This is a genomic window from Arthrobacter horti (genome assembly GCF_030731045.1).
In the GTDB taxonomy this organism is placed as follows: Bacteria; Actinomycetota; Actinomycetes; order Actinomycetales; family Micrococcaceae; genus Arthrobacter_E; species Arthrobacter_E nanjingensis.
In genome coordinates this window covers 19,085-31,587 of the sequence record NZ_JAVALS010000016.1, presented here as the reverse complement: position 1 = coordinate 31,587, position 12,503 = coordinate 19,085, and the positions used below count along the sequence as shown (strand labels likewise).

The 12,503-nt window shown below is 69.8% G+C and carries 12 protein-coding genes; 5 read left to right on the top strand and 7 right to left on the bottom strand.

What is annotated here, in order from left to right:
- Positions 1 to 38 precede the first annotated feature (38 nt).
- The 3 genes from Q9R02_RS15170 (at position 39) to Q9R02_RS15160 (ending at position 2,399) form a co-directional block, all read left to right on the top strand.
- Positions 39 to 740 (top strand): NUDIX domain-containing protein, encoded by a 702-nt coding sequence (locus tag Q9R02_RS15170; RefSeq protein ID WP_305997547.1) that lies wholly within the window; start codon positions 39 to 41, stop codon positions 738 to 740.
- A gap of 23 nt (positions 741 to 763) precedes the next feature.
- Positions 764 to 1,711, top strand: coding sequence for a site-specific tyrosine recombinase XerD (gene xerD, locus Q9R02_RS15165; RefSeq protein ID WP_342006940.1), 948 nt, complete (start codon positions 764 to 766; stop codon positions 1,709 to 1,711).
- 88 nt (positions 1,712 to 1,799) lie between these two features.
- A complete protein-coding gene (locus Q9R02_RS15160; protein ID WP_305997545.1) occupies positions 1,800 to 2,399 on the top strand; it encodes an 8-oxo-dGTP diphosphatase in 600 nt (199 codons plus the stop codon).
- On the opposite strand, the gene Q9R02_RS15155 is transcribed toward Q9R02_RS15160, so the two are convergent.
- The 4 genes from Q9R02_RS15155 to Q9R02_RS15140 all read right to left on the bottom strand — a co-directional run bounded on the left by Q9R02_RS15155 (position 2,396) and on the right by Q9R02_RS15140 (position 6,791).
- The gene (locus Q9R02_RS15155; RefSeq protein WP_305997544.1) at positions 2,396 to 3,553 is read right to left on the bottom strand and encodes a bifunctional 2-methylcitrate synthase/citrate synthase; all 1,158 of its coding nucleotides are present in this window, start codon (positions 3,551 to 3,553) and stop codon (positions 2,396 to 2,398) included. The two genes, Q9R02_RS15160 and Q9R02_RS15155, sit on opposite strands and share 4 nt — an antisense overlap.
- 120 nt (positions 3,554 to 3,673) lie before the next feature.
- Positions 3,674 to 4,582 (bottom strand): methylisocitrate lyase, encoded by a 909-nt coding sequence (gene prpB, locus Q9R02_RS15150; protein ID WP_305997543.1) that lies wholly within the window; start codon positions 4,580 to 4,582, stop codon positions 3,674 to 3,676.
- Positions 4,582 to 6,099, bottom strand: a complete 1,518-nt coding sequence (locus Q9R02_RS15145; protein ID WP_305997542.1) for an MmgE/PrpD family protein — start codon at positions 6,097 to 6,099, stop codon at positions 4,582 to 4,584. Before Q9R02_RS15145 ends, prpB begins: the two co-directional genes overlap by 1 nt.
- Positions 6,096 to 6,791, bottom strand: a complete 696-nt coding sequence (locus tag Q9R02_RS15140; protein ID WP_305997541.1) for a GntR family transcriptional regulator — start codon at positions 6,789 to 6,791, stop codon at positions 6,096 to 6,098. Before Q9R02_RS15140 ends, Q9R02_RS15145 begins: the two co-directional genes overlap by 4 nt.
- A gap of 90 nt (positions 6,792 to 6,881) precedes the next feature.
- On the opposite strand from Q9R02_RS15140, the gene Q9R02_RS15135 reads away from it, so the two are divergent.
- Positions 6,882 to 7,574, top strand: coding sequence for an aspartate/glutamate racemase family protein (locus tag Q9R02_RS15135; protein ID WP_305997540.1), 693 nt, complete (start codon positions 6,882 to 6,884; stop codon positions 7,572 to 7,574).
- Positions 7,575 to 7,603: 29 nt separating this feature from the next.
- On the opposite strand, the gene Q9R02_RS15130 is transcribed toward Q9R02_RS15135, so the two are convergent.
- From Q9R02_RS15130 to Q9R02_RS15120, 3 genes are all read right to left on the bottom strand, one after another.
- Positions 7,604 to 8,362: an SGNH/GDSL hydrolase family protein gene (locus Q9R02_RS15130; RefSeq protein WP_305997539.1), complete on the bottom strand. Its 759-nt coding sequence runs from the start codon at positions 8,360 to 8,362 to the stop codon at positions 7,604 to 7,606.
- Between the two features lie 100 nt (positions 8,363 to 8,462).
- Positions 8,463 to 9,179, bottom strand: coding sequence for a response regulator (locus Q9R02_RS15125; protein ID WP_305997538.1), 717 nt, complete (start codon positions 9,177 to 9,179; stop codon positions 8,463 to 8,465).
- Positions 9,176 to 10,894, bottom strand: a complete 1,719-nt coding sequence (locus tag Q9R02_RS15120; RefSeq protein ID WP_305997537.1) for a sensor histidine kinase — start codon at positions 10,892 to 10,894, stop codon at positions 9,176 to 9,178. Before Q9R02_RS15120 ends, Q9R02_RS15125 begins: the two co-directional genes overlap by 4 nt.
- 133 nt (positions 10,895 to 11,027) lie before the next feature.
- Between Q9R02_RS15120 and Q9R02_RS15115 the strand changes: the two genes are divergently transcribed.
- Positions 11,028 to 12,374 carry a cation:dicarboxylate symporter family transporter gene (locus Q9R02_RS15115; RefSeq protein WP_305997536.1) on the top strand — a complete coding sequence of 449 codons (1,347 nt, stop codon included), beginning with the start codon at positions 11,028 to 11,030 and terminating at the stop codon, positions 12,372 to 12,374.
- Positions 12,375 to 12,503: the final 129 nt, after the last annotated feature.

The window sequence follows — 12,503 nt, the reverse complement described above, 5'->3', positions numbered from 1 at the left end:
CGTTAATGGCCGCATCAGCCACGGGAGTAAGGAGAATCATGACCCGGTCATCAGGGGATCACGTCCAGGGGCAACCGGAGGCCCGCCTCGCGGACACCCTTCATCCGCGGGATGTCACGGAGCGCCGGACGGTCTTCGAGGGGCGCGTCTGGAACGTCGTCTCCGACACGGTGTCCCTCGGCCCGGGCGGTCCCACGATCGTCCGGGACTACGTGGAGCACACCGGAGCGGTCGCGGTGATCCCGGTCGATGACCAGGGGCGGATCCTGTTGCTCAAGCAGTACCGTCATCCCGTGGGGATGGACCTCTGGGAGATCCCGGCCGGGCTGCTGGACGTCGAGGGGGAGGACCCGGTGGCCGCTGCGGCCCGGGAGCTGGCGGAGGAGACCGATCTGGTGGCCGCCGAATGGCACGTGCTGGTGGACTTCTTCAATTCCCCGGGCGGCTCCTCCGAGGCCCTGCGCGCCTATGTGGCCACCGGGCTGAGCCCCGTTCCGGAATCCGAGCGGCATGTGCGCACGGATGAGGAGGCCGAGTTCGAATACGCCTGGGTCCCGTTGGACGATGCCGTGTCGGCGATCCTGGCCGGCGAGGTGCACAACGTCTCCGCCGTGGCGGCCATCCTGGCATTGAACGCCGCCGTGGCCCGCGCGGGCGGCTCGCTGGACGGCCTGGCACTCGAATCGGCCGGACTGCGTCCTGCCGACGCCCCGTGGCCGGCCCACCCGCGCCTCCGGTGAGCGCCGTCCACCAGGAGCCGGACGTGCCGGAGCCCACCGCCGTCGACCGCGCCATCCGGCAGTACCTCCAGCATTTGACCGTGGAACGCGGTCTGGCCCGCAACACGCTGCTGTCCTACGAGCGGGACCTGGACCGCTACGCGCGGTTCCTCGCCTCCCAGGGCCTTGAGCGCCCGGAGGGCGTGGGGCGCGAGCACGTCAGCGCATTCGCCCAGGCATTGCACGACGGCGCGGACGGCGGCTCCGTGCTCGGAGTGCGGTCCGCGGCGCGCACCATCGTCGCGGTGCGGGGGCTGCACAAGTTCTGGGCGCTCGAAGGCCTGACCCTGCACGATCCGGCGCACGAGGTGCGCCCGCCCATGCCCGGCAAGCGGCTGCCCAAGGCGATCCCGTTCTCCGAGGTGGAACGGATCCTGCAGGCCGCCGTCACGGATACCCCGGCCGGGCTCCGTGACGCGGCGCTCCTGGAGTTCCTCTACTCCACCGGTGCGCGCATCAGCGAGGCCGTGGGGCTGGATGTGGACGACCTGGCCCTCGTGGAGCCCGACGGCGACGGTCCGGCCCTGGTACGGCTGTTCGGCAAGGGGTCCAAGGAGCGAGTCGTGCCGCTGGGGAGCTATGCGGCCCGCGCACTGGAGGCGTATCTGGTGCGGGGCAGACCGTCGCTCGCGGCCAAGGGGAAAGGGACGCCCGCACTGTTCCTGAACGTGCGCGGCGGGCGGATCAGCCGGCAGAGCGCCTGGGCGATCCTCAAAGCGACAGCCGAACGGGCCGGCGTCGAACGTGAGATCTCACCGCACACCCTGCGGCACTCCTTCGCCACCCATCTGCTGGAGGGCGGTGCGGACGTCCGGGTGGTGCAGGAGCTTCTGGGCCATGCCTCCGTCACCACCACGCAGATCTACACCTTGGTCACGGCGGACACGCTCCGCGAGGTCTACGCCGCGGCCCATCCTCGGGCGCTGGGCTGAGTGCCCCTCAACGCGAAGTAGCAGCTCACGCCCCGAAAACCGTGTCATACGGGCGTGAGCTGCTACTTCGCGGGGAGAGAATGGGGGCATGGACTCCGCCGCCTCCGTCGCCCTCTGCTTCCTCGTCCGCCCCGTCGACGGCAGATCCGTCAGGGACGGCGCCGACGGCTGGGAGGCGCTGCTCGGCCTGAAGAAGACCGGCTTCGCGCGCGGCAAGGTGGTGGGCATCGGCGGCCACGTGGAGGACGGCGAAACCGTCGCTCAGGCGGTGGTGCGTGAAGTGCGCGAGGAGGTGGGCGCCGTCGTACCTCAAACAGAGCTGCACCACCTGGGGACCATCCGTTTCCGCTTCCCCGCCCGTCCCGCCTGGGACATGGACACGGTCCTCTACGCCGCCGGGAGCTGGGAGGGTGAGATCTCTGAAAGCGCCGAAATCGCCCCCGAATGGCACGGGGTGAACTCGTTGCCGTACGCGCGGATGTGGCCGGACGCCGGGTACTGGGTCCAGCCGATCCTGATGGAGGCGCTCGCGGCCGTCCGGGAGGGCACCGCCGGCCATCTGTCCACCATCGAGATCACGCTGGCCGAGGACAACCACAACGTGGCGTCCGCCAGGTACGACAGAGCGGCGGCCGGCACCGAAGCCGACCGCCGCCCTCTCGACGTGGAACCGGGCGTGACCGCCTAGCCTAGGTGCCGCTCCTCGGGGCCGTTGTAGGCGCTGAGCGGGCGGATGAGCGAGTTGGAGCCCAGCTGCTCCATGACATGCGCCGTCCAGCCCACGATCCGGCTCGCCACGAACAGCGGCGTGAACACGGGGGTGTCGAAGCCCATGAGGTGGTACGCCGGACCGGACGGGTAGTCGAGGTTCGGCTTGATGCCCTTCGCCTCGTCCATCGCCTGCTCCAGGCCGTTGTACAGGCCCAGGAGCTCCGGACGCCCGTAGTGCTCGATCAGGGCGTCGAGGGACGCCTTCATGGTGGGCACGCGGGAGTCGCCGTGCTTGTAAACCCGGTGGCCGAAGCCCATGACTTTCTTCTTCGCAGCCAGCGCGTCCTCCATCCACGCCTTCGCCCGGGCCGCGGCGTCCTCCGCCGACTCGGACGGGTCGATGCCGAGTTCCTCGAAGGTGTGCATGACGGCCTCGTTGGCGCCGCCGTGGAGCGGGCCCTTCAGGGCGCCGATGGCCCCCGTGACCGCCGAGTGCAGATCCGCCAGGGTGGAGGTGATGACGCGGGCCGTGAACGTGGAGGCGTTGAAGGAGTGCTCCGCGTACAGGATCATCGAGACGTTGAATGCGTCCACCACGGGCTGCGCGGCGTCCTCGCCGAACGTCATCCACAGGAAGTTGGCCGAATAGCCGAGGTCCGAGCGGGGATCCACCAGGCCCTCGCCGCGGCGGCGGCGCTGGTCATAAGCGACGACGGCGGGCATGGCCGCCCACAGGTCGATCGCCTTGGCCAGGTTGGCCTCCGGGTTGGACTCCTCCGCCTGCGGGTGGCGGGCGCCCATGACGGACGCCGCGGTGCGGCACACGTCCATGGGGTGTGCCGTGGTGGGCAGCGTGTCGATGACCGACTTGACCACCGGGTCCAGGGAACGGCCGGCGCGCTCGCGGGCGGTGAAGGCGGCCAGCTCCTCCTGCGTGGGCAGTTCGCCGTGCCAGAGGAGGTATGCGACCTCTTCGAAGCTCTTGGACGCGGCGAGCTCCTGCACAGGGTAGCCGCGGTACAGCAGGGAGTTGCTCTCCGGGTTGACCTTGGAGATGGCGGTGTAGTCCACCACCACGCCGGCCAGGCCCTTCTTGATGTCGGGGGTGCTCTCAGTGGGTGCGGTGCTCATGGTGACTCCTTCGTCGGATGAAGCCTTCAGGGCTGATTGTGTGACTGCTTCCTGTGAATCGGCTTCGAACGGGATGACGGTTGGATTCCGGCCCGGGCGCAGGGCCCGGGCCGGAGGGACTCAGCGGGGCGTTCCGGGGACCTGGAAGTTGAACACCCCGGTGTCGAAGCGGTTGTAGGCCGGATAGTCGACCAGTTCGTACAGGCGGGCACGGGTCAGCATGTCCGGCACGGCGGCCTGCTGGGTGCCGTCCGCCTTGATCGTGTCCAGGACCCGTTCGGCCGCGCCGAGCGCGCTGCGCAGCAGCGTCACCGGGTAGATGACCATGTTCACGCCCACCGAGGACAGTTCTTCAAGCGTGAACAGCTCACTCTGCCCGAACTCGGTCATGTTCGCCAGGATCGGCACGTCCACGGCCTCACGGATGGCTGCGAACTCCTCCAGGGTCTTCATGGCCTCGGGGAAGAGCGCGTCGGCACCCGCGGCCACGAGGGCCTGTGCCCGCTCCTGTGCGGCCTCCAGCCCCTCGGCTGCGCGGATGTCCGTGCGGGCCATGATGAGGAAGTCAGGGTCCCGGCGTGCCTGCGCGGCGGCCTGGATGCGCCGTGTGGCGGTCTCCGCGTCCACCACGGCCTTGCCGTCCAGGTGCCCGCAACGCTTGGGGTTGACCTGGTCCTCGATATGACAGCCGGCCAGGCCGGCGTTCTCCAGTTCCTGGACGGTCCGGGCCATGTTCATCGGCTCGCCGAAACCGGTGTCCGCGTCCACCAGGGCCGGCAGATCGGTCATGCGGGCGATCTGCCCGGCACGGGTGGCGACCTCCGTGAGCGTGGTGAGCCCGATGTCCGGCAGCCCCAGATCATTGGCCAGGACCGCGCCGGAGATGTACACGCCGTCGAACCCCTTCTCCTCGATGAGACGCGCGGAGAGCGGGTTGAAGGCGCCGGGGAACTGCACGGTGCGGCCGGAGGCCAGCAGCTCGCGCAGGGCGCGGCGCTTGGCCTGAGGGGTGCGGGTGGCGTACAGCATCAGAAGAGGCCCTTCGGGGCGGCGGCGAGGTCGACGACGCCGGGTGCGGCCTGGATGTTCAGCTGGTCCAGTTCGCCGGCGGCCAGTTCGGGCAGCCGCTGCACGGTGGACAGGAACCTCTCGATCTCGGCCGGCTCCACGAGCCCCTCGGCGAGAGAACGGAACTTGCCGATGTACTGCTCGCGGGCGAACGGCCGGGCGCCGAGCGGGTGGGCGTCCGCGACGGCGATCTGATCCTCGATCACGCGGCCGTCGGTGAGCGTGATGACTACGCGGCCGCCGAAGGCCTTCTCCGTGATGTCCAGGGAGTGGTAGCGCCGGGTCCACTCGGCGTCCTCTTCCGTGGTCACCTTGTGCCAGAGCGCCACGGTGTCCTCACGGGTGGCGCGCTCCGGGGCGTAGGAGTCCACGTGATGCCAGCGGCCGTCCTGCAGGGCCACGGTGAAGATGTACGGGATGGAGTGGTCCAGCGTCTCGCGGCTCGCGGTGGGGCTGTACTTCTGCGGGTCGTTCGCGCCGGAACCGATCACGTAGTGCGTGTGGTGGCTCGTGTGGATGACGATGCTCGCGACATTGGCCGGGTCGGTGGCTTCCGGGTGCTCGCCGTTCAGCTTGCGGGCCAGGTCGATCCACGCCTGCGCCTGGTACTCGGCGGAGTGCTCCTTGGTGTAAGTGTCCAGGATGGCGCGCTTGGACTCGCCCGGCTCGGGCAGGGGGACCTCGTAGGAGGCGTCCGGGCCGTCCAGCATCCACGCGATGACGCCGTCCTCACCTTCGTAGATCGGCACGGGGGACGTCTGTCCGCGCATGGCCCGGTCCGCGGCCTCGATGGCCATCTTGCCGGCGAAGGCGGGGGCGTGGGCCTTCCAGGTGGAGATCTCGCCCTTGCGGGACTGACGGGTGGCCGTGGTGGTGTGCAGCGCCTGGCCGACAGCCTGGAAGACCGTCTCGGTGTCCAGGTCCAGGAGCGTGCCGATGCCGGCCGCGGCGGACGGGCCCAGGTGGGCGACGTGGTCGATCTTGTGCTCGTGCAGGCAGATGGACTTCACCAGGTCAACCTGCACCTCGTAGCCGGTGGCGATGCCGCGCAGCAGCTGCGCGCCGGAGGCCCCGACGTGCTGGGCGACCGCGAGCAGCGGCGGGATGTTGTCTCCCGGGTGCGAGTAGTCGGCGGCCAGGAAGGTGTCGTGGTAGTCGAGTTCGCGGACGGCCACGCCGTTGGCCCACGCGGCCCACTCGGGCGAGACCTTCTCCTGGATGCCGAACACGGTGGCACCGGCGCCGCCGGAGCTGGGGGAGTGGGTCAGCGCCTGGGCTCGCGCCGCAACGATGGGCGCCCGGTTCAGGGAGGCGACTGCCACGGAGGAGTTGTCGATGATGCGATTGATGATCATGTCCGTCACATCGGCGTCGACGGGCACCGGGTCCGTGGCCACCCGGGCGATCTTGTGGGCCAGCTGGTCCTCGCGGCTGAGGTTCTCTTCGCTGCGGTGGACGCGGACGTTGTGGAGTTTCACCGTGACTCGCTTTCGTGGGTGGTGAGGTGGACGGAGTGGGCCGGCGCCAGGGTTCCCTGGCCGGACTGGCTGTGGTGCAGGTGTTTGAGGCTCGCGCTGAGGTGGACCGTGGTGGCGGCGGCGGCGAGGCCGGGATTGCCGTCCGCGACGGCGGCGGCGATCGCGGCGTGTTCGCGGGCGGACGCTGCGAGGCGTTCGGGCTGGTCGTGGGCCAGCCGGCGCAGCCGCTGCAGATGGGGGCGCAGCTGCCGCAGGGACAGCGCCAAGTAGGCGTTCCCGCATTCCTCATCCAGCGCGGCGTCGAGCTCTCCGACCAGGGCGTAATACGCCTCCACTTCTTCGGGGGCGTCCAGGGAGGCCTCCGCGTGGAGGAACTGTTCATGGAGCCGCCGGAATCGTCCGCGGTCGCCGCGCGCCGCGGCCAGGCCGGCGGCCTTGCGCTCCAGCGTCTCGCGCAACTCGAAGAGCTGTTCCAGGTCGGTGACGGACAGCTCGGCGACGACGACGCCGCGGCGGCCTTCCGTGGCCGCCAGGCCTTCCGCCATGAGCCGGGAGAGCGCCTCCCGGACCGGCGTGCGGCTCACGCCGAGGCGGCCGGCCTGTTCGACCTCGGCCAAGACGGTGCCGGGTGCCAGCCGCCAGGTGATGATCTCCTGGCGCAGCTGGTGGTAGGCGCGGTCACTGGCTCGCACGATTCTCCCTTCGAGGAACTCCTTTCACTGTATACACAAAGGGCCGAAATAGGGAGAATTTGGGAGACAATTGCCAGGATGAATCATGCAATGTATACAAAAGATGCGCGCAGGGCCGGTACGGTCCTGCTGGTCAACCCGAATACGAACATCGCCACCACGGAGATGATGCGCTCGCTGGCCGAGCGCGAACTCGCGGGCACCGGGCTGGCCGTCGAGGGCCTCACGGCCGCGGCCGGCCCGGCGATGATCCTGGATCCCGTGGCGCTGGCCGCCTCTGCGCCGGAGGTCCTGGAGGCGGTCCACCGCAGGCTGGCGGACGACGGCGGAACGGTGCGCGCCGTTATCGTGGCGGCCATCGGCGACCCCGGGCGGAAGGAGCTGGAGGCTCTGCTGCCGGGGATCCCGGTGATCGGGATCGGTCAGGCGTCCGTGCTGAAAGCCTCCGCCGGTGGCCGCGGATTCGGCATGGCCACCAGTACGCCCCTCTTGGCGGAGTCCCTGGGCGTCCTAGCCGCCGAGCACGGCGGAGGGGCCGCGTTCGCCGGCGTCGAGCTGACAGTATCCCCTCCGCTGGAGCTGGCGGCGGACCCCGAACGGCAGTTCCAGGAGCTCTCAGACGCGGTCGGGCGCTGCGTCCAGGCCGGAGCGGAGGCCGTCATCATCGCCGGAGGGCCGCTGAGCGAGACCGCGCGGCGGCTCGCGGAGCAGGGCACCGTGGAGATCGTGGAGCCGGTACCGAGTGCGTGCGCGCTGGTCCGGGAGCGGCTCGGGATCGCCTGATCGGCCTGCCTCCGGCATCGGAAGGGTCCTCAGCCGATGCCGAGAATCGACTCCATCTTGCCGGCCAGGAACTGGTGACCCTGCACCGAGGGGTGTTCGTCATCGGCGGCCAGGAGATTCGCGGCGTCCGGGGCGATCCAGTTCTCGGTGATCGGATCAATGAAGCGTGCACCTTCGGCCTTGCTCGCGGTCTGCAGGGCGTCCCGGATGGCCGTGAGGGCCGCGTCCGGGGTCTCCGTGTAGGAGGGCGGGCCCACCACGATCAGGGTGGCCTGGGGGGCCTGCGCGTGCGCTTGGGCCAGTGCGGCCTCCGCGGCGCTGGTGATGGCTTGCGGATCCTGGCCGAGGTCGTTGTCCGAGCCGAAGAACAGGACGTCCTTGGTCTGTTTGGTCACCGCGGCGCGGACCTCATCACCGAACGTCTCATCCTGATCGCCCACCGTGACGTAGCCGGCGCCGTTCCGCGCCGCGTTGTACAGCGAGCGGGGTGCGCCTTTCGACGCCGGTGAGGACGTGGCACCCGCGAGCTTGCCCTGGATCAGGGTGGGCCACGCGTCATCCACTGAGGTCATGAACCCGGTGCTCAGGGAGTCGCCGATCACCACCACGTCGGCTGCGGGGGCGGTGGCTTCCTCCGGCAAGGCACCCAGGGCTGAACTGCCGTGGGCCGCGGTGCAGGACGCGAGTGACGCGGACAGCGCCGTCGCGGTCAGCAGGGTCGCCAGGAGTCTCCAGGGTCGTCTGCGGTGGAGGGGGCTGGCCTCCGCACGTCGTTTCAGGATGTGCATGCCTCCCATGCTCGTCGACTTTTCTATGCGCTGGCTGTGCCGGCGGGCAGAGGCGCGCATGATCTTGCGTGTCCATGGCGCGAGGAAGTGCTACCGGACTCTAACTTCCACGATACTCGTTCTCCGGACGGCCGGGCGTGCCGTACCGCGGGCTGCTCTTCAGGACGCCGGCGCTCACCAGGTGCTCCAGGTAGCGGCGTGCCGTGACGCGGGAGAGCTGCGCCAGCTCCGCGAGTTCCGAGGCGGACAGCGGGGCCGGTGCCCCGGTGACGAGTTCCCGGACGGCCGCCAGCGTGGCCGCGGAGATGCCTTTGGGCAACGGCAGGTCCACGGGTGTGCGGAGCGTGGCGAAGGCCTGGTCCACGGCGCTCTGGTCCACCGGTGCGGGGGAGGAGCCGCCCGCGGACGGGGCATCGGAGCCCAGTGTGGCCCGGAAGGCCCGGTAGTTCTCCAGTTTCTCCGCGAAAGTGGCGTAGGTGAACGGCTTGATGAGGTACTGGACCACTCCTGTGGCGATCGCCCCGCGGACCACGTTCAGCTCGCGGACCGCGGTGATGGCGATGATGTCCGTCAGGAACCCGGCACTGCGCATGCGCCGGGCCACGTCCAGGCCGTGCAGGTCCGGGAGGTTCATGTCCAGCAGCACCAGGTCCACGGCTTCGCCCCGCTCCTGCGCCTGGATGAGTTCCCTGAGCGCCTCCTGCCCCGAGGACGCGGACCCTGCCGCGGTGAAGCCGCTCAGCCGTGCCACATAGGCGAGATGGGCCTCCCGGGCGATCGGTTCGTCCTCCACCACCAGGACGCGGATGGGATTCATGACGGCTCTCCAGGCGTTGCGGGGCTCCCGCTGTCCAGCGGGAGCGTGACGGTGAAGCGGGCGCCGGCCAGGCCGCCGTCGTCCATCACGAACGACGGCGCGCGGCCGGGATCCGCTTCCAGTGTCCCACCCAGCCGCCGCACCGTCTGGCGCACCAGTGCCAGCCCCACGCCGCGGCCGTGGCGGGACGGCTTGGTGGAGTAGCCGTATTCGAAGGCGCGTTCCAGTTCCTCCGGAGCGATGCCCGGCCCGGAGTCCTGCACCGTGAAGATCACGTCCGGGCCGTCCGAGGCGACACCCAGGAGGACCCGGCGGGGGCCGTCCGTGCCCGCGGCGGCGTCGATGGCGTTGTCCAGCAGATTGCCCACGATCGTCACGAGGTCCTGGACCGGCAGCTCCAGCGAGGCGGGCAGGGTGGAGGCCGCCAGCTCCAGACGGACGCCACGCTCATGGGCCTCGGCCGATTTGCCCATGACCAGGGCGGCCAGGACGGGCTCGTCCACGGCGCCCAGCAGGTCATCGGCCATCCGCTGGCCGAGCTCCAGGTCCCGGGTCGCCAGGTCCAGCGCCTCCTGCGAGCGCCCCAGTTCCATGAGGGAGACCAGCAGGTGCAGGCGGTTGGCGTGCTCGTGGGTCTGCGCGCGGAGGGCGTCGGAGAGGGTGCGTGTGGTGGCGAGCTCGGAGCCGAGGGACTCGATCTCCGTCCGGTCCCTCAGGGTGGCCACGGTGCCGAGCCGGCGGGCCCTGCCACGGCCGTCGCCGACTTGTTCCACGGCAGCCTGCTGGTTGACCACCAGGAGGCGGGGCCCGGCCAGATGGATCTCGTCGCGGGCGTCCCGGCCGGATTCGAAGAGCTCCCGCAGGCCGGGTTCCAGGGGCATCTCCGCCACCGACGGGGCCGGGCCGCCCCAGCCGGCGCGCGGGCCCGCGGTGCCGGCGTTCGCCGGTGTCTCCAGGCCCAGGAGCTCCGCGGCCTGGTCGTTGTAGATCACAGCGCGGCCGTGAGTGTCCACCAGCACCACGCCTTCGCGTACCGAGTGGAGCACGGATTCGTAGTAGGCGAAGAGCTGCGCCAGCTGCTCGGGGCCCCAGCCGTGGGTGACCCTGCGGAGGTATCTGCCCAGGAGCCAGGACACCAGGGCACCGCCCGCCACCAGGGCCGCAGCCAGACCCAGGATCGCCAGAAGGCGCACCGCGATCCCGGAGTCCACGTTCTGCACCGTGACGCCCGCGGCGACCATGGCGCGGACCTTCCCGGACGGGTCCTTGACCGGCACGATCGTCCGGACCGAGGGGCCCAGGGTGCCGGTGTAGGTCTCGGTGAAGTCCTGGCCCTGAAGCGCCGGCTCCACCGTGCCGATGTACTGCTTGCCGATCTCCGCCGGGTTGGCGTGGGTCCAGCGCGTCCGGTCTGGCGCCATGATGGTCAGGAAGTCGACGTGGCTGTGCGCCATGACCTGCACGGCGTACGGCTGGAGCAGAGCCGGCGGATCAGCCGACGACGACGCCTGCAGGACCAGGGGGGAGGACGCCACCGCCGCGGCGACCGCCTGGGTGCGGCGGCCGGCGTCGTCGTAGCTGCGCGTGCGGAGGTCGACGGCGGCGAAGGCGCTCGCAGCCACCGCGGCGGTGAGCACGAGCAGCAGGTTCGTCACGAAGAGGCGGCGCGCGATGCTCCAGCGGGACGTACCCCAGCGGGAGAGGAGATCCTTCACCGTTCCGTCCTTCCCAGGGTGCGCGATGAGACCAATATGACCGCAACGGTGACCTGCGTCACCCGCCCGGCCACCATGGTCGCATACGGTGCGTCCACGGTGGCCGCTCCGATGACTCCCAAGGAGCACAGGCATGTCCCAGCGGAATCCGGCGCCAATGGCGGCGCGCGGCAAACGCCTTGAATCATCCCACTACCTCTACATCGCCGTGATCGTCGCGGTGGTGCTGGGTGCGCTGGTGGGCGTTCTCTTCCCCGAGGTGGGGAAGTCCCTCAAGCCGCTGGGGGACGGGTTCATCAAGCTCATCAAGATGATGATCGCCCCGGTGATCTTCTGCACCATCGTGCTGGGCATCGGATCGATCGCCAAGGCGGCGACCGTGGGCAAGGTGGGCGGCCTGGCCCTGGGCTACTTCGTGGTCATGTCCACCTTCGCGCTCGCCATCGGCCTGGTGGTGGGCAATCTCATCCACCCGGGAGACGGGCTCAAGCTGACCCCGTACAACCCGAACGCCAAGGCGGCCTCGGACAGCACCGTGGACTTCCTGCTGGGGATGATCCCCGGCGACATCCCGGTCCTTCCGACCCTGCTGGTGGCGATCCTGGTGGGCTTCGCCGTGCAGCGCATGGGCACGGCCGGCGCGCCGGTTCTGAGCGCCATCGGTACCGCGCAGAAGCTCGTGTTCCGCGTGCTCATCATGATCATGTGGGTGGCCCCCGTGGGCGCCTTCGGAGCCATCGCGTCCGTGGTGGGCGCCACCGGGCCCAAGGCGATCCTGTCGATGCTGACGCTCATGCTGGCGTTCTACCTGACGTGCATCCTGTTCATCGTGGTGATCCTGGGCAGCCTGCTGCGCGTGGTGGCCGGCGTGAACGTGTTCAGCCTCATGCGGTACCTGGCCCGCGAGTACCTGCTGATCTTCTCCACGTCCTCCTCCGAGGCGGCCCTGCCGCGGCTCATCGCCAAGATGGAGCACCTGGGCGTCTCCAAGCCGGTGGTCGGCGTGACAGTGCCCACCGGATACTCCTTCAACCTGGACGGCACGGCCATCTACCTGACCATGGCCTCCTTGTTCGTGGCGAACGCCATGGGCACGCCGCTGAACCTGGGGGAGCAGATCTCCCTGCTGGTCTTCATGATCATCGCGTCCAAGGGCGCCGCCGGTGTGACCGGCGCGGGCCTGGCCACGCTGGCCGCAGGGCTCCAGGCGCACCGTCCCGAACTGCTCGGCGGGGTGGGTGTGATCGTGGGCATCGATCGCTTCATGTCCGAGGCGCGAGCCCTGACCAACTTCACCGGCAATGCGGTGGCCACGGTGCTGATCGGCACCTGGGTCAAGGAAATCGACAACGGCCGTGTCCGCAGCGTTCTCGCAGGTGAACTGCCGTTCGACGAGGCGACCATGCTGGCGGACGGGCACGGTTCGGCTGCCGCGCCGGCGGGTGATTCCGCGGGAGAGAAAGTGGGCTCGCGCGCCTAACCTTGACCCTCTACTTGAAGGTAAAGGCTCACCGGGGGCGGTTTGTCAAGAGATCCCCGCTCCCGCGTGTCGGAACCGTTAGGGTGGATGGAGGCAAGATCAAGCGACGCAGGAAGAAGTGGATCGTCA

Bases quoted from the DNA above. Each gene is read 5' to 3' on its own strand.
- Q9R02_RS15170 (WP_305997547.1), top strand. From the start codon at position 39: ATGACCCGGTCATCAGGGGATCACGTCCAGGGGCAACCGGAGGCCCGC.
- Q9R02_RS15160 (WP_305997545.1), top strand. From the start codon at position 1,800: ATGGACTCCGCCGCCTCCGTCGCCCTCTGCTTCCTCGTCCGCCCCGTC.
- Q9R02_RS15155 (WP_305997544.1), bottom strand. From the start codon at position 3,553: ATGAGCACCGCACCCACTGAGAGCACCCCCGACATCAAGAAGGGCCTG.
- prpB (WP_305997543.1), bottom strand. From the start codon at position 4,582: ATGCTGTACGCCACCCGCACCCCTCAGGCCAAGCGCCGCGCCCTGCGC.
- Q9R02_RS15135 (WP_305997540.1), top strand. From the start codon at position 6,882: ATGTATACAAAAGATGCGCGCAGGGCCGGTACGGTCCTGCTGGTCAAC.
- Q9R02_RS15130 (WP_305997539.1), bottom strand. From the start codon at position 8,362: ATGCACATCCTGAAACGACGTGCGGAGGCCAGCCCCCTCCACCGCAGA.
- Q9R02_RS15125 (WP_305997538.1), bottom strand. From the start codon at position 9,179: ATGAATCCCATCCGCGTCCTGGTGGTGGAGGACGAACCGATCGCCCGG.
- Q9R02_RS15115 (WP_305997536.1), top strand. From the start codon at position 11,028: ATGTCCCAGCGGAATCCGGCGCCAATGGCGGCGCGCGGCAAACGCCTT.